Genomic DNA, 22,921 nt, shown 5'->3' on the forward strand with positions numbered 1-22,921 from the left:
CACGATGAAAAATGAACGCAGCGATGAACAGCAAAATCAAAACGAGCAAGAAGTCCTGGAAAAATATGATACGGAATCACGCTTTCGAAGTTTTGACAACCGTTTTCTTACGATTCTCATCACGCTGATCGCGGTGGGGATGTCCCTTTATCACCTGATTACGTCTTTTACGGGGCCACCAGTACCGGTGCTCGTCCATCGAGGGATACACGTCTCGCTTGTTCTCGTTCTTACGTTTTTGCTTTTTCCGCCCACGAAAAAAGCACGACGAGATCACTTGCCCTGGTATGATGTCGTATTAGGTGTTTTATCCGTTCCATCAACCATCTATCTGTTTGTGAACTATGAAGAGATTGTCACGCGCGGTGGTTTGCCGATTACAGCGGACATTATTATGGGGACATTATTGGTTGTACTCGTTCTCGAAGCCGGAAGACGAATGATGGGACTGGCATTGCCGATTCTCGCCCTTGTGTTTGTTGCCTATGCCATGTTCGGCCGTGATTTGCCGGGTATTTTCAGGCACAGAGGTTACGAATGGCCGCAATTAGCCGAACAGTTTTTCATGACGACTGAAGGTATATTCAGTACAGCCATTGGGGTCTCCTCCACCTATATTATTCTGTTTATCATATTTGGCGCATTTTTGGCAAAATCAGGCATGGGGCAACTTTTCAATGAATTAGCCATGGCACTGACCGGTCGCACGCGGGGCGGACCGGCCAAAGTATCAGTGGTCGCCTCCGGTTTTCTGGGGAGCATTAACGGGTCAGCAATTGCAAACACGGTAACCACTGGTAACTTTACCATCCCATTGATGAAAAAAATCGGCTATGACAAAGTATTTGCCGGCGCAGTGGAATCTTCAGCCTCTGTAGGCGGACAAATTTTGCCGCCGATTATGGGAGCTGCCGCCTTTATTATGGCTGAAACGCTTGGGGTCCCCTACACGGAAATTGCGTTATTCGCCATCTTACCGGCACTGCTCTTTTATCTTGGAATTCTTTCCCAAGTCCATATGCGTGCAACCAAGGACAATTTATCCGGTATACCAAAATCAGAACTGCCAAAGCTGACCGATGTGCTAAAAGAACGGGGGCACTTGCTGCTGCCGATCTTCTTTCTTATTTATATGTTATTTTTCAGCGGCACGACCATCCTTTTCTCTGCTGCTACGACGATTATCATCACGGTTTTCATTAGCGCGTTACGAAAATCGACACGCATGAGTTTTAGAGATCTGATTGATGCTTTGGAAACTGGTGCCCGCACGACGGTAAGCGTAGCGATTGCCTGTGCCACGGTCGGGATTATCGTCGGCGTTTCCAGTATCACCGGTTTCGGGCTTAATTTGGCCAATGCCATCGTTGCCATCGGGGGCGAAAGTCTTTTCCTCACCCTTCTATTCACGATGGTTGCCTGCATTGTGCTCGGAATTGGGATGCCAAGTATTCCGGCCTATATCATTACAGCAACAATGGCCGCACCTGCACTTGTCCAACTTGGTATTGAGCCGATTGTGGCGCATTTCTTCGTGTTCTATTTCGGCATTTTCGCCAATATCACACCACCTGTGGCACTCGCTGCCTTTGCAGCTGCCGGGCTATCAGGGGCGGGCCCGATGCGTACAGGATTCAGCGCGCTGAAGTTAGCACTTGCAGGATTCGTCGTACCGTTTATGTTTGTGTACAACGATGCGCTACTATTGGTTGACACGACCTTGATGAGTGGCATCCTCGTCATTATATCCGCAATTCTTGGCGTCCTGATGCTCGGAATCGCTGCAGAGAGATATTTTCTCTACAAGCTTAATCTCCTCTTCAGCGGATTGATGGCGGCCGGGGGAATCTTGTTTCTTTACCCAGGCGTGATGTCGGATGTTATAGCGCTGGGCATACTCCTATCCATCCTGACTATACAGCTCGTCATGAAGAAACGACATGACACACGCGAAATGACGACGGCTTCTTAGCAGACTATCGTTGTGTCACATAAAATAAGCAGAACAGGGCGTTCCCACCCTATTCTGCTTATTTTTGTCTTTTTGGCAGTGTCATATATTGGTTTCAACTTCGTGCCCAGCTCAATCGATTTTGTGCCGCTCTTCATCCCTTGAGTATAATATCATCAGTGGCAGTATCCTATCGGGACGACAGGATTCGAACCTGCGACCCCTAGCACCCCATGCTAGTGCTCTACCAAGCTGAGCTACGTCCCGTTCATCCAACTATGAATATTATAGAAGAAATTCGCGGTAAAAACAATAGCGAAACGGATAGACGTTTAATGACCTTCCTTCTTACGGCATACTTCGACAAATTTCGGGGCGCTTCGGGGCGTCACTGTGACCTACTACACTGTGACCTACTACAACTTCTGCTCTCTAAAAAGTTTCTGACATACTCTTGGAGCACTCCAGAATGTGGTCAGCATCAGTAAGGATACAGGAACAGCTGTCACCACAATAAAGGATTGCAGCGCGTCAATACTGGATTCGCCAATGACGATCAGAACTGTTGCGACAAGTCCCATCAGGAAGGCCCAGAAAACACGCAATAATTTAGACGGGTCGCCACTTCCGGTAATGGCCATTGAAATCGTCAGAGACATTGAATCGGTTGTTGTCAATACGAAAATAATGGTTGTCAACAGCAGCAGAAACCCGATAATCGTTCCAAATGGCAACTGTTCCGCAATAGCGATCATCGCTGCTGGCGGACCAGCGCTATTGAGTGCTTCGGATACGGAACCCGGATTTTGCATTTCTTCAAAGATTCCCGTTCCGCCAACGATTGTAAACCAGAATGTCGTTACTACAGGGGCAATGACCGCAACAGCCGTCACAATTTCCCGAATCGTACGCCCCCGGGAAATACGACTGACAAACATGGCCATCATTGGCGCGTAACCAAGGAACCAGGCAAAGAAGAAGACGGTCCATCCGCCAAGCCAAGCCCCGTCACCGCGGTACGTACTCATAGTTATGAAGTCCTGGACGTATAAGCCGAATGACGCCAGATATGAATCGAATATAAATAGCGCCGGCCCGAGTACAAGAATAGCCCCAACGATAACAATAGACAGAATAACATTATAACTGCTCATAATCTGGATCCCTTTGTGAATCCCTGTAGCGGCAGAAATCCCAGCCACCACAACAACAACAATAATGATTAACGATTGCACCAATAGGTTATCAGGAACACCGAACAAGGCACTCAGGCCATAACCAGCCTGCAAACCAAGAAAACCGATCGGCCCAATGGTACCAGCCGCTACCGAAATAATCGAGAATACGTCTACAAAGGTACCAAGCACACTTTTCTTCAAAATTTTATCGCCAAGTATTGGATAAAGCAATGCTCTCGGCTTTAGTGGCGCACCGCGGTGATAATGGGCATACATCAGGACAATGGTGCCAAGTGTACCGAGAATCGCCCATGCCAGAAAGCCCCAGTCAACGAAACTGGTAGCAAGTGCAGGTGTCACCGCCTCAGCCGTACCAGCCTCAATATCCGAAAAATGCGGCGGCACCGTTAAAAAGTGGCTCAATGGTTCAGCGGCAGCCCAAAATACACCGCCAGCCGCCAGCAGTGTACACATAATAATCGAAATCCATTTAAAATTGCTTATTTCCGGTTTTTCCAATTTACCTAAACGAATCTTCCCATATTTTGAAAACCCTAGAAATAAAGCAATAAAAAATGTCCCCAACAACAGAAATTGATAAATGGCTCCAAAATAAGTTCCGGACAAATTAAATAAATAATTCACACTAGCTGTTACCATATCCTGATTAATCAAAGCAAGCAGCACAAACACCAGCAATGCGCCACCACTCAGAAAAAACACAGGTTTATCAAAAATGGTTTGACCATTTTTGTTTTCACTTAAATTTGTCAAAAATGAGTTCCTCCTAATTTAAAAAGCTCACATACGCATGCGTGCTTTTCCTAAGCTTACATACGTTTGTGAGCATTAACTTTTAATAACACACAATGCATTACAATACAAGGTTTAGAAAAACGTGTCAAGTAGGTGCGGTAATCGGTCAGGTGATTAACCACCATTCTCTCATTATCAGGGGTCTGTCCCCCACCACATTAAAGCGTTAATGCGGTGGGGGACAGACCCCCCCTAGGATTATTCCTTATTCTAAATTTTCAAAGTATATGATAAACTATATAAAGGCAAAAATTTGAGGATATTGAAGGGAGCGATGAAAATGTCAAACAATGAGGCGTTAGAACGGGCAACCGGGGATAAGACGATTCAAAAACTGGATTTCCGGCTCGGGCCATTCGGTGCTGCGGTTCCTTTACTGTTTTTTGTTGTCTGGGCGATTACCATCAGTGTTATGCAGCTATCGTCCGAAGTTGCACTTGTTCTCGGTGCAATCATTGGTCTCACAATGGGATTATTGTTGTGTAAAAGCAGGTGGGAAGACTATGCACAAGGTTTGTTTGACGGGCTTGCACAACCAGTTGGTGTGATTGCCATGGTAGCATGGTTTTATGCCGGCATGTTTGCGCAGGTATTGCAGGTAGGCGGACTTGTTGAAGGACTGGTGTGGATTGGCTCCATCACCGGCGTTGAAGGCGGCATGTTCGTTGCATTAACTTTTCTGTTGGCAGCCACTTTTTCAACTGCAGTTGGTACGGGGTATGGAACGACCGTCGCGTTTTGTACGCTTATGTATCCGGCGGGTGTTGCAGTCGGTGGCGATCCGACATTTATGTTTGCGGCTATTCTGGCGGGAGCGGTGTTTGGCGACAACCTGGCACCGGTGTCAGATACGACGATTGTTTCCGCAACCACCCAGGATGCTGATGTTCCGGGAGTTGTAAGGAGCCGTTTCAAATATTCAGTTATCGCAGCTGTCCCTGCTGTCATTTTATTTGCAATCTTTGGCGGCGGCGATTCACAGGTTAGTCAGACTTCCGTAAGTTCGGTAATTGAATCGGTCAATGCCAGCGGGCTCATGATGCTGGTGCCATTTGCGATCGTTCTTATTCTTGCGTTATCCGGCCATCATCTGCTGACGTCATTGACATGGGGAATCATATCGGCTATTCCAATCATTCTCCTGATGGATCTTGGCACATTCGGTGATATTTTAGGCTTCAATCCTGATTCGGACGCTGTTGTGGAAGGTGCTTTAGTTGAAGGGTTAACCGGCTACTTCAATATGGCCATTCTTATTTTGCTTATTGTCGGTGCCGCTCACATCATGAGACTTGGCGGAACAATGGCGGTCATCACGAAGGCGCTTATCAAATGGATCAAAGGTTCAGTTCGGAAGGCGGAAGTTTCCATTTGGGCGATCGTTGCCTTACTGAACAGTTCCATTACCATCAACACAGCAGCCGAAATTGCTGCGGCGCCATTTGTGAAAGAAATCGGATCAAAATATAAAATTCACCGTTACCGGATGGCGAATATGCTGGACGCCGTTACGTCAGCCCTTGGTTATATTTTCCCATGGGGAGCCCCGGTTCTATTGGGATGGTCAACGATACAGACGATGCAAGGTCAATACGATTGGCTTCCAATTGTTGAACCGACTGCCGTATTTCCATTTGTATTCCACGGCTGGTTCCTGTTCGTCGTTATGCTGATTGCCGCCCTGAGCGGATGGGGCTTGCGCTATGAAGGGAAAAATGGTGAGGAATTGAGAGAGAAACCGCGTGATTAAAAACATTCGTTGAAGAGATTTCATGGATAGTTAAACTTCTGCGTTGCCCACGTGCTGTGGACAACGCAGAAGTTATGACATCCAACTTACATAATCGTTTAGTGTTCGTGATATAGTTCTAAAGAATTCCGCCGTGGCTTTTACTTCCCTCGTTCTATCTATCAAAAATGAAAATTCGGGACATGATTTTTGAACACATTCACCTTCTTCTTTCGACATACTCCGACAAATTTCGGGGCGTCACTGTGACCATACAGCTTTTTTCAACGCGACACGTTCATCTGCCAACACCTCTGGATCAATAGCTTTTTGGTGCTTGATCATTCGTCTTACGGGCAAGGCGTTTTTCGGCTGGTTGCAAAGGAATGCAGCTTGGACGATATTCTGATCATCCAGATAAAAATTCGTAAACGTATCGGATTCAAATGACCCCCGCAGAACGGTTTTGGACCATTGTTGTGTATGGCCGAAATATTGAAATCGGCTGCCGTGTTGGTCCGACCAGAAATACGGTGTATACGAATAGGGTGCCGATTGCGGATTGACCATATTTTGGGCGACTGTCTTGGCATGGTTGAGGGAATGATCCCAATGCTCAACATGAATAGGGACCTCGTTGTAAGGCCATACCGTACAATCCCCCGCAGCATAAATGCCAGGGATTGATGTTTCGCCGTATTGATCAACAACATAACCCCCATCTATCTCTAAATGCGGAAGCGACACCTCCGTATTCGGTGTCACCCCGACCCCTATCATCACAACTTGGCACGGAATCCGCCGTCCCTCAACGGTGACTCCTTCTCCAACCATGGTATCCCCATTAAACTGTGCGACCGAATCGTCGGTAATCACGTTGACACCATTCCTGTGATGTAAATCCAGAAAATACGCCGATATTTCCCTGCCAACGATCTTTTCCATGGGATACGAGGATCTTTCCACAATCGTCACGTTAATTCCTAACTGTTTTAACGAAGAAGCCAGCTCAGCACCAATAAAACCGGCACCAATAATAACCGCCTCTTTCACATGTTGCATATGTTGTTTTATAGCTGCGGCATCCGTCATCCCTCGTAAGTAAAAAATGCCTTGAAGGTCGTCACCTGCAATTGATAATGTGCGTAATCCTGAACCTGTGGCGAGTAAGAGTTTATCCCATTCATAGGAAGAACCATCTTTGGTATCGATCGTTTTGCGAACTGGATCAATGCTTGTTACGTCAACATCGAGCTTTAAGTCTATGTCCAATTTTTCATAGACGGCAGGATCTCGTAATAATAGACTTGCCGAATCCATTTCCCCGGTTAGCCATTCCTTTGATAACGGCGGGCGGTCATAAGGCATCTGCCCGTCTCGGTCCATTAGTACAATCCGCCCCCGAAAACCTTCTTTTCGCAAGCTCTCAGCAGCATGCACGCCTGCAATACCAGCTCCGATAATAATTATTCCAGGTTTACCAGACAACTTATCATCCCCTTTTTGTACTAACCCATACGGATCCGTCCATTTCGATAGCCCCATAGACTCGCAGCGGGGTTTCCGCCGGCCCTTCCAGCACGGATCCGTCTCGAATATCGAAACAGGCAAAGTGCAACGGACACGTTAGACACGTTCCATCCAGTTCTCCGTCAGCCAACTCAGCATACGCATGTGTGCATATTCCTTCTACAGCATACACATTTCCTTCGCCCCGGCCGACAACGAAGGTCTCCTCCCCTGTTTCAAATTCAATGAGGTCATCTTCTTCAAGCTCTGAACTTGCACACACATAAGTATAAGTGTCATCTAAAATGGGGTTCGCTCCCTTGGAATCTGCCATTACAATCACCCTCATGTTTTATTCTTTCGTTCACTTGTCTCTGTTTAGAAAAAGTTATGGCCTATACGCTAAAACCAATTGGCTGGTTCCGGTTTCAGATTTTGAAAAATATGCTTGGTTTCCTGATATTCTTCCAATCCCGTTTTGCCGAGTTCACGGCCGATTCCCGACTGTTTATAACCGCCCCATGGTGCATGTGGGAAGTATAGATTCACATCGTTAATCCAGACTGTGCCCATTCGCATTTTCCGGGCACAACGCTCAGCTTTGGCAATATCATTTGTGAAAACACCGCCGGAAAGCCCGTAAATAGAATCGTTAGCAAGACGGACGGCTTCTGCTTCAGTCGTAAATTTTTCCACGGTAATGACCGGACCGAAGCCTTCATCCTGCACAACGCCCATGTCGGTCGTGCAATCGGTCAATACAGTCGGCAAATAGAAAAATCCATTTTGCAGTTCCGGATCTTCCGGACGCCCGCCGCCGACAGCGACCCTTGCGCCTTCTTTTTTGCCATTTTCGACATAATTAATCACTTTATTTAAATGGTCTTTTGAAATGAGCGGTCCCATTTGGGTTGATTCATCAAAACCGCTGCCAAGCTTGATGTTCTTCACACGGTCAACGAGCGCACTGACAAAATCATCATGAATGCTGTCCTCTACAATTAGACGGGTGCCCGCAGAACAGATTTGCCCGGCATGGAAAAATACGGCGTTCATCGCCTGGTCGACAGCTGTTTCAAAATCAGCATCGGCAAAGATAATATTAGGATTTTTACCCCCAAGTTCCAATGCCAAATTTTTCACGTTAGAACTCGCAGCCTGCATAATCCGTTTGCCTGTTTCAATTCCGCCTGTAAAGGAAATTAAATCGACATCGTCATTAGCCGAAAGTTCTGCACCAACGGAATCGCCGGGTCCGAGCACCAGATTGACAACACCTGCCGGAACGCCGGCTTCTTCCATTAATTCAAATACTTTAATCGACGTAAGCGGCGTGATTTCACTCGACTTCATGACAAGTGTGTTGCCCGCTGCCAGTGCCGGTGCCAATTTCCATGATGCCTGGAGCAATGGATAGTTCCACGGTGTGATCTGACCGCAGACGCCGACAGGTTCATGAACCACCTTGCTGGTTGAATTCGGAATAGGGGATTCGATCATCTCACCGCCGTCTTTGTCAGCCATTTCCGCGAAATAACGGAAAACACCAGCGATATCATCCATGTCCCAGCGGCTTTCTTCAACTGTTTTACCTGTGTCGAGTGATTCGAGCTCAGCCAAATCTTCACGGTCACGCTCGATCAAATCGGCAATTTTATGGACAATTTTTCCCCGTTCAGAAGCGGGTGTGGTCGCCCAATCGCCTTGATCAAAAGTTTTTCGAGCGGCTGCAATTGCAAATTTCACATCCTGCTCATTGCCTTCCGCAGCCATTGCAATGACTTCCTGATTGTAAGGATTTATAATCTCTCGTGTTTCGCCGGAATTGGCTTCAACCCATTCGCCTTTAATAAACATTTTTTTCATACGTTCACCTCATGTATCATCTGGCTTTCATTTGTATACAACCACATGGTCATCCTCAATTGCGACGTTGAAACGTCGCAATTTTTTGTGCGGTTCTGCCAGCATACAGCCATCATTTTTAATGTCATATTCCATCCCATGCCACGGACAACGAAGAATTTCGCCATCTTTGATATATTCATAGTTGCCGTGAACATCTGTCCGTTTAGTATCACCACATAACGCACCTTCTGAGAGCGGGGCGCCCTGGTGCAGACATCTATTGGCATATGCATAAAATTCACCGTCTTTTGTGCGGCAAACAACGACCGGAATCTTCCCTAATGACGCACTTCTCATCTTGCCGGGCTGAATAGCTTCTTTTTTACACACAACTTCCCTCATGATTTCACACTCCAATCAATTGCGGCAATTTGGGGTAGGAAGCTCTCGCATTTTCGGCATAAATTTTTTCCTCCAACGTTTCATCAAGTTTGGGAAGCGCCTGAAGTGGTGAATCATAATCCCAATGCGGATAATCCGTTGCAAAACAGACCATATCCTCCGACCCCATTTGATCGATATACTGCATAAATTCCTTCTGGCTTAATTCTTCAACGGGCTGCGTTGTAAATCGGACATGTTCCTGCATGATGCGACTTGGCATCCGTTTTACCCAAGGAATCTCGTGACGAAGTTCCTTATATTGCTGATCCATCTTGTTCATCAGATGCGGGGCATGCGTGAATCCGCCCTCAATCATGACAAGGTGCAAGCCTGGGAATTTATCAAATACACCGTTGAACACCATGTTGGAGACTTCAATCATATGCGCCGTTGGCAACATGGTATGCCACTCAATGAAATAACGCGGCCAGCCTCCGAAATGGGTAGGTGGCTCATTATGGTGCATACCGATTGATAAATTGTGACGCTCCGCTGCTTCATAAATCGGATGATAATACGGATCTCCCCACGAACGGGTATCAATCGGCAATAATATCTGCACCATTTTAGGATGAGGACCGACCCGTTCAATCTCACGTACCGCTTGTTGCGGATCCTGCGCCGCAATATGAACGGAACCATATAAACGGTCATCCTTTTCCAGCCAATTCTCAATTTGCCAATCGTTATAAGCGCTCGCCAAAGCAGTCCCCATTTCATACCAGCCGTGCATGGACGATGGAGACGGGTCTAAGGCGCCGGTTAAAATGCCGTATTCATGACCTTCCGCATCGAGTAATTGTTGTTGCATAAACCTTAGATCCGTTCCTGCAGCACCCCCGTCCGGTGTTACAGCATCCGCCCGATCGACACCAGCAACAGTTGGCTGTGTGTAGGGCATATGTTTTTCCTGCATCCAATGGTTATCTGTTATATACCGCCTCCATGGATTATCTAAGTAAGGGACAAGCTCCGCGTAGGTTGCCCTTTCATGGATATCCGTGTCGATAATACGACGTTGCTTCTGCCTCTTTCTGGCAGCCTTTTGCGACATGTAAAATCACTCCTGTTTTGGTCTTAAATAATCATTAAATGCCAGCGCTGAACTAAATATAGTCTACAAAAGCCTCTAAATTACTGACAAATCCGATTTCATGAGCTGAGTGACCTCAGTGAAGCTCAGTGCACTTCAGTGAAGCTCAGTGAGCTAAATACGCCAAAATTGTATGAAAAGCGTATTTATATAACCTTTTCATTTGAATGTGACCATTTAAGATAAAACAAAGAAACTGACGCCGAACGCATTCCCTTGTCCGATTTTTGCTAATCTGAATACTATTCTATTCTGCAAATATAGCGGATGATAGATCTATTAGGATCTTATTAAGTTGTTTATTCAATATTAAATAGCGAAAAGCCAAAAACCACCACAATAAACGATTCTAATCAAACAGGATAGTATTTCTTTCACTGAACGTCACTGAGCTTCACTGAGCAAGCTTGATGCACGAAATCGTCTGAGAAGGCCTGTAATCGTCTTTGTTTTTTCAATTTTTCTGATTTACCCTGCTTGTTAGTCGACAAATTACTCACAGAAAGGATGACAGCAAACACTATGGTTTCATTATCAAAGAAATGGGTTAGCCTTGTAGGCATTAGTGTGGTATTACTACTGGCGGGGTGCCAGGAAGAATCCAGTGGTAATGCCGCAGAAGAAAGTAATGATGCAGCTGAAATTGAGGAAATTGTCGGAATTGAGCCGGGATCAGGAACGATGAATATCGCCGAAAACGCAATTGAAGGCTACAACTTAGATGTTGAACTAACTGCCAGTTCCGAAGCAGCCATGTTAACGGAATTAGAACGTGCGATTGAAAATGAAGAACCGATCGTCGTTACCCTTTGGCAACCACACTGGTCGTTTAAAGATTATGACTTGAAGTTTTTAGAGGATCCAGAAGAAACACTGGGTGAATCTGAAAATATACATACGATGGTCAGAGAAGGTCTAGAGGATGAACATTCGTCTGCTTATCAATTACTGGATAATTTTCAATGGGAAATAGAAGACATGAATGAGGTGATGTCAAACTTCAGGGCAGACGATGTGGAACCCCGCGAAGCAGCAGCGGAATGGATCGAAAACAATCGGGATGAAGTTGACGCTTGGCTTGAAGGTATCGAGCCAGTTGAAAATGAGACAATCGAGCTTGCCTATGTTAATTGGGATACAGAAACCGCATCAACGAATGTCGTTACGCTTGTTCTTGAAGAATTGGGCTATGATGTCGAATTGACGATGGTTGATATGGGTGTCGCATTCCAAGCCCTTTCCGATGGCGACGTTGATGGTATGCTAATCGCCTGGCTCCCTGTGGGTGCAGCTTCCTATTATGAAGAGTATAAAGACGAAATCGTCGACCTTGGTCCGAATTTGGAGGGCGCTCAACAAGGCTTTGTTGTACCGGAATACATGGATATTGACAGCATCGAAGAATTACCTACTGAATAAGTTCAGGGGGGACAGTCCCCCATCACGGTAAAGCGTTAAAGTGCGGTTTAGGGGACTGTCCCCCATCACGTTAATTCATAACTTCGGGGCGTCACTGTGACCCTGCCCTTCAATACATACAAAATGCTTGCAGTCGTTACACTGCAAGCATCTATTAATGATTGAACCAGAACTCGAACCATCAGCCTTTACATCCCCGCTAAAAACGATATTTTCTTTGAATTAAATCAAGCATACCTTTATCTTTTAAATACTGCTTCGGAGCGAGGAATGTAACCGTGACAACTCCTGGGTTCCTGCCAATTTCGATAGCGCCATTGAAGGTAGCACGATTCATCACTTCAGGGACTGTCGTATTAAATAATTTTGCTGCCCGCTCCATTCCATTGGTTGTTGCATCATTTAATGTTGCACCGCTTCCCACAAAAGAAATTGGGTACGATTTTTCCAGCTCTACTCCCCATTTGGCACTTAACTGACGAGCTTGCTGTTTTTCTTCTTCACTGAATGGTTTTGCCAAGTGCGGCAAATCTTCTTCAACCGGAAGCAAGATAGGTCCATCAATCGTTAAACCTTTTATTACATTAATTTGAAGGTTAACGATACCTGCTACATCAGTCGTATGTCCAGCGATCTCACCATCACCTTGCATCGCATGCATGTCTCCCAGGTAAACGCCCCCACCAGGTACTTTTACCGGACAGACCAGGATAGCGCCTTGACGTACACGATTAATATCCATATGGCCATCCGTACGATCCTCAAGCTGTTCCTCCGTTACACTATAATCATGTGGTGCATCAATCAATGCTTGCCCAAAGTCGCCAGCATTATGTGAGTCTGGCAATGGTCTTGCTGGCGTTGTACCAAGTTGCCCCAAAAACGGCCTAAACCTGGCAATAGCACCAGCGATGTCATGAGGTGCAAACGTTAATACCGGATTCTGAATGGACTGTTCAGGCGTACACATATACGCTTTTGCATTACGCGCAACGTCTTCTGCTCCCTGTTTATCCAAAGTCATTCCAATCGATTTATCCTCATTAAATGCCATTGTGTAGGCATTCGTAAAAACAAATGGCGTGATATCTTCGTGACAATTCTTGCAACGAACTGCTTGTTGACCAATCCCGTCAATAACGGTTTCCGGATTAACCGTTCCACAGTTTGGGCATTTTCCAGCGATAAATGGATCTCCATTGAATTTTCCGCTTACAGGCTCATCATTTCCGGAAGCTGTTGCAATCGAAGTGACTTCAATCGATTTGAGATGAATGGCTATCGCATCACCAACTTCTGCTCCTTCGACATAAACAGGCTTTGTCACTTCATGTCCACCCTTCAACTGTGGCGTGATCATCGGACCCCAACAACCGGGTGTTGTATTCGCCACAATATATCCGCCATCTTGAACGACATATTCCATTTCCTTTTCAGGATCAAGGACACCATCTGTAAATTCATTGACATAAACCGTTTTCTTCGCAGCCATTGAAAGCCACTCCTTTCTGTTACTAATTTAATTCTATCACATACTGAAAGCGTTTAATTAATAGATTGCTTGTTATCTCGCTTTTTCGACTTAAGACGCTTCAGAGCTGTATTGTTTTGGCTTAACATAATTGAAAATATTATGCGTTTAGCCCCTCACCCTTTGCAAAAAACAAAACTCTAAATTTGTGGATTACTATTTTATATCATCAGTTTTTATAGCCATTATCTGAAATTCTATTTTTGGAAGAGGAGAAAGAGAACAGTTTTTCAAGGAAGAACATCCTGAATTGAATATCACATGCTTTCCCGCCTATGTTGCTACATTGCCGCCCATATTGAACGACCGCGCGCCCATGTAATACCGCGCAAATCAGCCATTCTCTCCCCAGTAGTCCATAAACCAAAAAAGCCACCAACCCTATCAGAACCAGCAGCCCCTATACAATAACTTCATTCGAGACAAAACGATTCATACGGGAAGTGACAGAGCCATCCTTACTGGGTCATCACTTTTGTGTATATTTCACCGCATCTCTTCACCCATACTGATCCGGAGCTCCACCTTTTGCCCCGACAATAGCAGCAGGTTCTTCCTCTTCCTCTTCTATTTCTTCTACCGTTATATGAAACACCCACTCATCACCATAATCAAACAAGTACAAAAAGCGCATGCCGGTATACAAATTCAAACGTCCGATTTCTTTTTCATGCGCATATGGTCCCTCGATGTCCATCGGCGAATGATACGCGTCTTTACCGAACCGTTTGCCATCCATAAAGAAGCTGTAGAGATGATCATCATCAAATGCGAAAGCTTCCTGAATCAATGAATGCATTTCCTGCAATGTAGCGGAGCCCGGGAGCCTTATTTTCCGCAAACAGGAAGGGGTTAACGAAACATTTAATGTGAAGTTTCCGGTTACGGGCTCGCCTTCTCCGGGAACCAAAAGGATATTCTGAAGCTCCCCCTTCGCAAATAAAGGCTGCAGTACTGAAAACAATGATTCCAATTCTTCCTCTTCCTCGGGTGATTCTTTCGCTTCGTCAAACACTTGACCGAATATTTTCATCAGACTGCTGAGCGGATCTGACGCATGATTGCCAGGGCTCCATGTTTCCACTAATGCCGGTATGAATTTCTTGAAAGTCGGCATAAGCTTGATCGATTTTGGTTCGATTTCTCTGGGATAGTCCGTTGATTCAGTCAGAGCATCTTTTTCCTCGAATTCCCAGAATCCAAAGTAATCGAAATAATACAGGAAACTTTCATAGCTGTACAAATACATTGCCAGGTCGCTTTCTGTTACATGTAATGTTTTGGCAAACGGCTGTTCCTCCAAATATTCCAGTAATAAATCAACATTAGAAGGAACTTTGCCAATCCGTCCCTTTTGTAATTCGTCCCAATCCATGTTTGTCCAAAACGTATTCAGCAACGTGATATATTTTTCTGTCGTGTTCAACTCCTGAAAAATATCGATGCGACTCGGATCTGTCATCAGCGACGCACCGCTTTTTGACCAGGTTTTATACGTTAGCCCCAATGTCAATGTCAGGTGAAATAACAGGTGGATCATTGGGTAGTCATCCTGATTTCCGTACCCCGAAGCAGCTGGTTTACGGTTCTCCAACCGGGCATAAATTTCCCGCAAATCTTTTCGCTTCACATATTCCCTCGATTTGGTCAATTTGATTTTGTGCTGTTCAACATAATCCAAAAACGTTTGGACATCATTTACAATTTCCTTTGGTACTTCTTCGGCCGTAATGACGCTTTCACTATGTATCTTCATGTACATCCCCGCCTTTGCCTTTGGTATCATTTTGTTCTCTCAAACTGTTAAAGGTCACACCGTTCTTCAGCCTATATATAAGTGTGGTTCAACATCCGGGAAATGTCCGGGTTATTCGACATCTTCCATCGCAGTTGGCAGTCCATCCTTTCTGTTCAACTTAAAATAAGCAACAAAACGCTTGTCAGACGCATTCCCTTTATTCATTTTCTTGATCATTTTCCGGCTTCGTTTACGCAGGTATTCCAAATGGTCTGCTTTAAACAGAAATAACAAGCCTGAAGTCATACTGAATGATTCGAAATGAAGGAGTCTTGTACATATCAACATATTTTCAGTAACCGTTTGACTTAGTGACAAATCGATAACCTCGTGAGTCAATGAAGAATCCGCTACGTTGATAAGCCTGATCGTTTTATTTTCCCGATCAACGTGATCAATCTTATACAGTGAAACTTCTGAGTCTTTCATAATGTTCAATAGTTGGTCATCATCCTCATGAGATAAGTTTTTTTCCATATAATGTGACAAGGTACTTTTTCCGTCCATCATTTTCCCGTACACGATAAAGTCATAAAAAGCGTCTTGTTCGGGATGCGATTCTAACACAACGCTCCCGTTTTCAAGAACCCCCAAAGTTTCCGCCGCTTTAAGAATATAACTTTTTTCAACATCTTCTAAAATCAATGAATTGAGATCACGTATGTCTTGACGCATTTCTTTATATTCATCTAAAAGCTGCATGTAAAATCCCTTCCTCTCTCAACATTCCCTGCCATGATATCCGGCCTTAAAGCAACGCGTCATCGTGTTTTTAAAATGTGGTTTACTTTCTTTAAGTTAAATGATGTATACAACTGACTTCGAGCCCATTGCTTCATATCGTCATGCTCCGGGTGATTCGGGTCGTCTATGATCTCCAGGAATTCCAGATATCCTCCCTCGCCGCCGACGTCCTCCGGTGGTGCGTCGCCTTCTCCATCCAGGCAGACAGGATGGTTGGAAGCGTAATTTTCAATCACATCCGTCACTTCAATCCAATGGCGCCAATCATCGCCTAAATCGTATACATACGCTAACTGTTTGGCTTCAGGAAGGTAATCTGTCAGTTTGATGCCAGTTTCCAGTTTCCTCGGGATCTCATCAGGATAGTCAAACGCCTCTTCATTGTCGACGAGATTGACAATCGCCTTCGTGTCATCAGCCATCAAACCTGGATGATTGTTGGACAGGGCATCGTCTGTTCCGTGATCATCAAACACAAAAAATTCATGCAGATGATAATCCCGCCAGCCAATAGCCGTCTGTAATATATTATGCAATTGCGGAAAAGTCCGGTCCAAAGGCACAATTAACCGGCGCCAAACATTTTTCTCTTCCAGCATCAGCCGGACATTCAATTCCACTGCTCTCACACTGAAAATTTCCTCACCTGACAGCTGTTTCAAGTCGTCATATAACATCTCATTCGGCTCGGCATAATCACCTTTTTCCACACCGACCAACAGACGGCTTATACGTAAACTCAACTCCGGCTGGATCAATTGTTCCCCGTTCAGCTCATCCTCAAAAAACAGGATGCTGCGGCAAGCTTGATTCAACCTGGCAATCAGGCTGCGGTTTTTAGTTTTGGTGAATTGCACCTCTCCTGCCCGAGCAAGATAAGCATCAATCACACTTTCCTTAATGCCTTCCTCACGCCATACTATTCGGATAGCCTTCTCAATCAGTGAATTCATTCGGGAAAATTCTTTTGCCCGCACGCCATACAATATGATCACATATTGGCTTTTATCATGCATTAAAACAACCGATTGCCTCCGATTTATTCGAACCACATTGGCATGCCAGGAAAAAGATGAGCTTACTTCCGTTTGTTCCGTCACCGAATCGGGCTTCACCTTAAGATGGTCGAGCATTTTTTTCGTGCATCGTATGAACATGATCCACCCTCCTAAACTTTGGCTATAATTCAATTGCAAAACACTTCAACGGGAAATTCACGCTCGAATAAAATCTTTCTCACTTAATCCAAACATAAGCCCAAAATGATGTCGAGCAACTGACCTCAACACTCGACAACATTTCACATTTTTATTTCCCGGGCAATAATTTAGGGGGGAATGTCAACGGAACTTTCATAAAAGCAAAACAGCCATTTATCACAACTATACATAATATCGATAACCCCCACAATGCGTTCCCCAATTCGTCAACCCTTGCTTTGATTTGATCCAGATTAATAAACAAAGCAATCATCTCATACCTTATTATCAGTCATTGATTAAGTATAAGATACGCTATAATCTATTAAAAGTCAAGAACATTTGTTCGTTTAATTTACCAATTAGCAGATGGGAACCGGGGAGTGACAGGTATGTTAAACTAAGAAAATATGCCATCTTAAAATAGCTACTGGATCTGTAAACCTTGATCTGGACTTCATGTAAAAACCCCTTTTTTACATTTTTGATCATCCCGTCTACATGGACAGGTTTGTACCAACTTCTTTTGCTTGTGCCTTCTGATACATCAAATTGGCGACGACAACGTCAAATAACCCCATGCCTGTAGACTTTAAGACAATTGTCCCGCCCTCTTGAATATTTACTTGTTTATTGTTTGATACGAGTTCTGACACGGTCAAAATGGAGTCACGATCAATCCAGCCTTTTTCAATTGGTGTGGCGATATCACCCGATTCCTTAATAGCATGTTCTGTATCAACCATCACTTTATCTGCCACTTTGAACAGGGATTCAGGGAATTCTCGCATGGTAGGCTGGAACGATCCGACACCGATAACCAGTTTGTTCTTCAAAATGTCAGGATTGTCCGGAAGAACCGGTTCATTTGATGTTGTGGTCGTGATGATAATATCCACATCCTTAATCGCTTCTTCAACAGAATCATGCGATTTCATAGCAACCTCTGATCCGACCCATTTTTGCAGTGATTCCTTAAATGCAGGAATTTTTTCCGGTGAACGATTAAAAAGATTAACCGTTTCGATTGGTCTCTCCGTACATGCCGCGATCGCCTGATAAAGGCCTTGAACACCTGTACCAACAATAGCTGTAGATTTTGCGTCTTTTTTCGCCAGATGACGTACGCCGGACCCGCCAATAGCACCTGTTCGCATGCCTGTCAAAAATGCCCCATTTAAAATGCCTTTAATTTCCCCTGTTTCACTACTGTTCAAAACAACCAGCCCATGCAAGGTTGGAAGCTTCTGATTGTTCGGGAAGATGGTTACGAGTTTAGTTCCGATGGCATCTTCCGTAATACTTGGCATTAACAAAAGGGTGTTGGCTTCTTCTTTTAAATGCATGCGTTGTGGCATCTGAAATTGACCCGATTCATAAACACGGTACGTTTCGTCAATCGCATCAATCACATCCTTCATGGTCACAGCTTCTTTAATGTTCTGTTCGCTTAAATAAAGCATTCTATCAACCTCCGTCTTGAATAGACTATTAGCCGTATATTAACACTTTACCGGCTTACGTTACTATCCCGTTATCATTATTTTTTTAAAATTCATAGTTTATAAATGTTAACGCCTGAACATCAGGTGTTAAATTATCTTGTTCATTTAAAGGAGCCCGCTTACCATAATGGCAGCAATCACTAACGGAATAACATAGGTCACGATTGGTTTTAAGGCTTCGGGAAGTCTTATGGAGCCGGTTCCAAAATTGATGTCATCAATAAAATTCCTGACTTTCCATTGAAACACCACATATAAAGCGAGTAACAGGCCACCTAAAGTTAATAGAATATTACCCGAAAAGTAATCAACGAATCCAAAAATGTCCATGCCAAAGATTTGAACGTGAGACCATGGACCCTGTGACAATATTGAAGGAATGGCCAATATAAATGTTGCACCGATGATGAGCCAAACACTTGTTTTTCTGCTTATATCTAATAATTCAGCAGTATTGACTGCCAGGGTTTCGATTAAGCCAACACCTGTTGTAAGCGCACCAATTATAATCAGAAAGAAAAACAGTAAACCAAAAAGATACCCCAAAGGCATTTGCTCAATCAAAGACGGCAATGTCATGAAAATCAATCCGGGACCTGAATTCGGCTCCATTTGGAAAGCGAATAGAGCAGGAAAAATAACTAACCCTGATAAAAATGCTATGAACGTATCCAATGAAATGACCCAAACGCCATCTTCCGCCAAATTTGATTTTTTGGGTTTCAAGTAACTTCCATATGTGAAGGCAGCCGCAAATCCAATACCAATTGAAAAGAATGCCTGCCCAAGTGCAGCTAAAATGGTCCCACCGGTGATTTGTGAGAAATCAGGTTTTAAATACCATACGACGCCTTCAAATGATCCCGGCAATGAAAGCGAAAATACAGCCAAAATGATCAACATGACAATAAACAGCGGCATGACCATCTTCACAAATTTTTCAATGCCGCTTTTAACCCCCTTTGCCACAATGAACCCGAGTATCAATGTCGGGATAATCGTATAGCCGATGACGGCGACTGGATTTGAAATGAAATCTTCATAGATAACTGCAGCTTGATCGGATGATATACCTTGAAATGAACCAATACCCACTTTGAAAAAATAAGCAAATAGCCAGCCCATAATCATGAGATAATAGGACGTCACTAATAGGGCGGTAATTGTCCCAAGCCAGCCAATTGAGACCCACGGATTTCCTTTTCCGTTCAATTTCCTTAATCCTGTAATTGCGGCTGATTGAGCTTTTCTCCCTAATCCAGCCTCAGCTAAAAACAAAGGCAACCCTATAACAATGACAATCATGATATAGATCAGAAGGAATGCTCCCCCTCCATTTTCTCCGGCAACATAGGGAAATCGCCAAATATTGCCCAATCCAATAGCAAAACCGGAAGCAGCCATAATAAATCCTAACCTACTGCCCCAACTCTCTCTCCCTTGTTTCTCATCAGGACTTTTCATACAGCTCCCCTTTCTGTCGGCCTTATAATAAAGTTAAATAAGTCGATTGGATATCAACTATCACCTACATTAAGCTTTTATACAACGGCTCCTTCAACAATCAATTCATTATTAGCAAAACGTTCAAAATGCAGCGGACTTAAATCCAATGTCTCATAGCGGCCTTTTCGGATCATTTCTGACAACCCTTTTCCAACTGCAGGTGCCTGCTGCATACCATGCCCGCTGAAACCGCACGCCATGTAGTATCCTTCTAATTGCGGATGCTCGCCGATGATGGCATTTTGATCTTTTGTATTATGGCTGTATATGCCAGCCCAGCCGTTACTGATTTTGGCACGCTCAAAGTTCGGAATCCGTTCGGCTAATATCGGCCATAGCTGTTCTTCAAAAAGCGAACGTTTCCACCTGAAATCAATACCGGGCCTCACTTTTTCGGAAAAACCGGTTATGAGCGAATTTCCTTCATGTCTGAAATACACACCTGTTGGGTCAATGGTGAGCGGCAAGTATTTTTCCAGTGGCTCAGCAATATCAAACTGTATAATTTGACGTTTTAACGGGACGATTGGGAGTGTAAGACCAATTTTCTCACTTAATTCGGACGCCCATGGACCCGCGCAGTTGATAACAATCGGAGCCATGTATATATCCCCATTCTCAAGCTGAACACCTGTTGCTTTTCCTCTCTCTGTCAGGATCGTTTCAACTTCTCCATAAATGTATTGACCACCAAGCTGCTTTACTTTCCTGGCATAGCCCTGCATAACCGAGTACGGATCTAAATAGCCATCCTCACCGCAGTAAAGCCCGCCCTGTAAATCATCAACATTTAATTCCGGAATAATTGACAGCAATTCTTCTTTTGCCATCATTTCAGACGGTACGCCATGTTTTTGTTGCAATTGGAGCTGTTTTTGCAGCTGTTCGATATTCTCGCCTTTAGCAAGAAAGAGATAACCACGCTGTTTAAAGTCAATTTCGGCTTTTTCCGTTCCAATTGCCATATCTTCCGCAAAAGTTTTATATTTTTGCAATCCATACCGGCTTATTTGAATATTGATATCCGTCGTGAATAACTGCCTTAACCCCCCGGCACTTCTCGGAGTTGAAGCATATTCATATATTTTGTCTTTTTCAAATATCGTAATATCACCATCATACCCGTCATTCAGTAAATTAAAGGCAATACTGGAACCGATCACACCGCCACCGACAATAATAATATCCGTCTTTTTTGCATCATCACCCCAGATATCAGAATAAATTAATTCATAATATTATATCTACTTATAACGTATAGCGCACCACATTGCTAATGGTTAAAATGCATAAGATTTATAGCAGCTTATCATAATTATGGAAATTGTGATATAATTCATAAGACGATTTAAATAAGGGTGTGATAACAATCGAGGGGTTCGTGCAAATTGCACAAAAAGTAGTGAAAGCGGTTTCAATAATATTGCCGTTTGATATCAGTTTAAGTGATGAACAAGGCTATATCATTGGTTCATCCATCCCCCTGACGAAATGGGCACACTGCATGAACCATCAAAAGAGTGAATCCCGGAAAAATACATTTTTACTGTTTGACGATGAGAAAATAAAGACTCAGCCAAACGTACTCCCCGGTGTTGCAGCACCATTAAAATTCGATTCTTCGACGATTGGTGTACTCGGGATTATTGGCCCTCCGGAAAAGGTCGAACCATATGCACAACTCGTTGTAAAATACGTTGAAATGATGTGGCACGAAACGTTTGACCGACAAATAGAGGAGCTCGAAACGAAAACACTTGAAACATTTGCCCAGTATATTCTTTTAAACGAAACAACCAATCAGGTAAGAGTTGAGCAATATTGTAAAATGCTTGCCATCTCACATCATACAAAACGTTTTTGTATTGTCGTTGATATCGGTGATTCGTTATTCAGCAGCATCCAAAATAAAATTCCCCGTTAACCAGCTGAAAATCGCTTATTTGGCTTGCACGCAAAAGCCTATTGAGAGTTCCCAGGATGTCATTTGCCACATTTTGAATACGGAAAAAATTATTTTACTGAAACCGGTTGAATCGGAAAATCATTATATGGCAGCATTAGATCAATTTACCAGTCAAAGTCACGCTTTAACCGAATGTTTGAAAACCTATCAATTACGAATGTATCTGCTGCTGCAGGCCATTTATGCTACACCATTGAGGATATGAGCCAAATTCATATCACGAAGCCGAAAGCTTGATCAAACGTGGGAAACAGCTTGGGATATCACCGCACATCTATACATTCCATAACTGGAACTTATTGAAGGAATTGCTCCCCTTTCAAGTTGACGACGATTTTCGGGATAAAATCTTATTTCGATTGCGCTCACTTATTGAAGATAAAGATTTCCCCGAACTCAGGCAAAACTTTATGGTTTATTGCAAAAATATGATGAATATCAGTCAGGCAGCTAAAGAACTTTTTATTCACCGAAACACCCTGATTTACAGACTGAAAAAGATTGAGTCGAGCACATCAATTGATACAAAGAATTTTGAGCATTGTATGATGCTTTATTTGGTATTAAAAAGCTTTGATGGGGTAAAAGACCGCTATTGAGTGAACCTCTCCACCTAATTCAATGCAGGGGGGACAGTCCTCCATCACGTTAAAGCGTTAATGCGATGAGGGACAGACCCCCTTTA

Annotated in this window: 19 protein-coding genes and 1 tRNA gene; 6 read left to right on the top strand and 14 right to left on the bottom strand. The window is 44.0% G+C overall.

What is annotated here, in order from left to right:
* The first annotated feature begins 4 nt into the window (after positions 1-4).
* The gene (locus tag Len3610_RS11785; protein ID WP_176448121.1) at positions 5-1,972 is read left to right on the top strand and encodes a TRAP transporter permease; all 1,968 of its coding nucleotides are present in this window, start codon (positions 5-7) and stop codon (positions 1,970-1,972) included.
* A 172-nt stretch (positions 1,973-2,144) separates the two neighbouring features.
* Here the strand turns inward: Len3610_RS11785 and Len3610_RS11790 are convergent.
* Both Len3610_RS11790 and Len3610_RS11795 read right to left on the bottom strand, forming a co-directional pair.
* Positions 2,145-2,218: transfer RNA gene (locus Len3610_RS11790), tRNA-Pro, on the bottom strand.
* Between the two features lie 149 nt (positions 2,219-2,367).
* The gene (locus Len3610_RS11795; protein ID WP_176448122.1) at positions 2,368-3,903 is read right to left on the bottom strand and encodes a BCCT family transporter; all 1,536 of its coding nucleotides are present in this window, start codon (positions 3,901-3,903) and stop codon (positions 2,368-2,370) included.
* A gap of 322 nt (positions 3,904-4,225) precedes the next feature.
* Between Len3610_RS11795 and Len3610_RS11800 the strand changes: the two genes are divergently transcribed.
* Positions 4,226-5,695 carry a Na+/H+ antiporter NhaC family protein gene (locus tag Len3610_RS11800; RefSeq protein WP_176448123.1) on the top strand — a complete coding sequence of 490 codons (1,470 nt, stop codon included), beginning with the start codon at positions 4,226-4,228 and terminating at the stop codon, positions 5,693-5,695.
* 240 nt (positions 5,696-5,935) lie between these two features.
* Here Len3610_RS11800 and Len3610_RS11805 read toward each other — a convergent pair whose 3' ends face one another.
* From Len3610_RS11805 to Len3610_RS11825, 5 genes are all read right to left on the bottom strand, one after another.
* A complete protein-coding gene (locus Len3610_RS11805; RefSeq protein ID WP_255259587.1) occupies positions 5,936-7,162 on the bottom strand; it encodes an NAD(P)/FAD-dependent oxidoreductase in 1,227 nt (408 codons plus the stop codon).
* A 4-nt stretch (positions 7,163-7,166) separates the two neighbouring features.
* Entirely contained in the window at positions 7,167-7,517 is a 351-nt protein-coding gene (locus tag Len3610_RS11810) for a Rieske (2Fe-2S) protein (RefSeq protein ID WP_176448125.1), read from the bottom strand.
* Positions 7,518-7,585: 68 nt separating this feature from the next.
* Positions 7,586-9,049 (bottom strand): betaine-aldehyde dehydrogenase, encoded by a 1,464-nt coding sequence (betB, locus tag Len3610_RS11815; protein WP_176448126.1) that lies wholly within the window; start codon positions 9,047-9,049, stop codon positions 7,586-7,588.
* A gap of 27 nt (positions 9,050-9,076) precedes the next feature.
* Complete coding sequence (locus tag Len3610_RS11820; protein ID WP_176448127.1) at positions 9,077-9,433, bottom strand: Rieske (2Fe-2S) protein; 357 nt, start codon at positions 9,431-9,433, stop codon at positions 9,077-9,079.
* Positions 9,434-9,437: 4 nt separating this feature from the next.
* Positions 9,438-10,529, bottom strand: coding sequence for an amidohydrolase family protein (locus Len3610_RS11825; RefSeq protein WP_176448128.1), 1,092 nt, complete (start codon positions 10,527-10,529; stop codon positions 9,438-9,440).
* Positions 10,530-11,090: 561 nt separating this feature from the next.
* Here Len3610_RS11825 and Len3610_RS11830 point away from each other — a divergent pair.
* Positions 11,091-11,987, top strand: a complete 897-nt coding sequence (locus tag Len3610_RS11830) for a glycine betaine ABC transporter substrate-binding protein (protein WP_176448129.1) — start codon at positions 11,091-11,093, stop codon at positions 11,985-11,987.
* 199 nt (positions 11,988-12,186) lie between these two features.
* Here Len3610_RS11830 and Len3610_RS11835 read toward each other — a convergent pair whose 3' ends face one another.
* The 7 genes from Len3610_RS11835 to Len3610_RS11865 form a co-directional block, all read right to left on the bottom strand.
* A complete protein-coding gene (locus Len3610_RS11835) occupies positions 12,187-13,479 on the bottom strand; it encodes an acetamidase/formamidase family protein (protein WP_176448130.1) in 1,293 nt (430 codons plus the stop codon).
* Between the two features lie 538 nt (positions 13,480-14,017).
* Positions 14,018-15,274, bottom strand: coding sequence for an IS1096 element passenger TnpR family protein (locus Len3610_RS11840; RefSeq protein WP_176448131.1), 1,257 nt, complete (start codon positions 15,272-15,274; stop codon positions 14,018-14,020).
* Positions 15,275-15,385: 111 nt separating this feature from the next.
* Complete coding sequence (locus tag Len3610_RS11845; protein ID WP_176448132.1) at positions 15,386-16,018, bottom strand: DUF7986 domain-containing protein; 633 nt, start codon at positions 16,016-16,018, stop codon at positions 15,386-15,388.
* Between the two features lie 59 nt (positions 16,019-16,077).
* Positions 16,078-17,217, bottom strand: coding sequence for a plasmid pRiA4b ORF-3 family protein (locus Len3610_RS11850; protein ID WP_176448133.1), 1,140 nt, complete (start codon positions 17,215-17,217; stop codon positions 16,078-16,080).
* A gap of 539 nt (positions 17,218-17,756) precedes the next feature.
* Positions 17,757-18,722 (bottom strand): ornithine cyclodeaminase family protein, encoded by a 966-nt coding sequence (locus Len3610_RS11855; RefSeq protein ID WP_176448134.1) that lies wholly within the window; start codon positions 18,720-18,722, stop codon positions 17,757-17,759.
* Positions 18,723-18,869: 147 nt separating this feature from the next.
* Positions 18,870-20,228: a sodium-dependent transporter gene (locus Len3610_RS11860; RefSeq protein ID WP_176448135.1), complete on the bottom strand. Its 1,359-nt coding sequence runs from the start codon at positions 20,226-20,228 to the stop codon at positions 18,870-18,872.
* A 77-nt stretch (positions 20,229-20,305) separates the two neighbouring features.
* Positions 20,306-21,484, bottom strand: coding sequence for an NAD(P)/FAD-dependent oxidoreductase (locus tag Len3610_RS11865; RefSeq protein WP_176449647.1), 1,179 nt, complete (start codon positions 21,482-21,484; stop codon positions 20,306-20,308).
* Positions 21,485-21,651: 167 nt separating this feature from the next.
* On the opposite strand from Len3610_RS11865, the gene Len3610_RS11870 reads away from it, so the two are divergent.
* From Len3610_RS11870 to Len3610_RS11880, 3 genes are all read left to right on the top strand, one after another.
* The gene (locus Len3610_RS11870; protein WP_176448136.1) at positions 21,652-22,194 is read left to right on the top strand and encodes a sugar diacid recognition domain-containing protein; all 543 of its coding nucleotides are present in this window, start codon (positions 21,652-21,654) and stop codon (positions 22,192-22,194) included.
* A gap of 73 nt (positions 22,195-22,267) precedes the next feature.
* A complete protein-coding gene (locus tag Len3610_RS11875; RefSeq protein WP_176448137.1) occupies positions 22,268-22,441 on the top strand; it encodes a hypothetical protein in 174 nt (57 codons plus the stop codon).
* Positions 22,442-22,469: 28 nt separating this feature from the next.
* Positions 22,470-22,835: a PucR family transcriptional regulator gene (locus Len3610_RS11880; protein WP_176448138.1), complete on the top strand. Its 366-nt coding sequence runs from the start codon at positions 22,470-22,472 to the stop codon at positions 22,833-22,835.
* The last annotated feature ends 86 nt before the right edge of the window (positions 22,836-22,921 follow it).

The sequence above is a fragment of the Lentibacillus sp. CBA3610 genome, assembly GCF_013373365.1.
In the GTDB taxonomy this organism is placed as follows: domain Bacteria; phylum Bacillota; class Bacilli; order Bacillales; family Amphibacillaceae; genus Lentibacillus.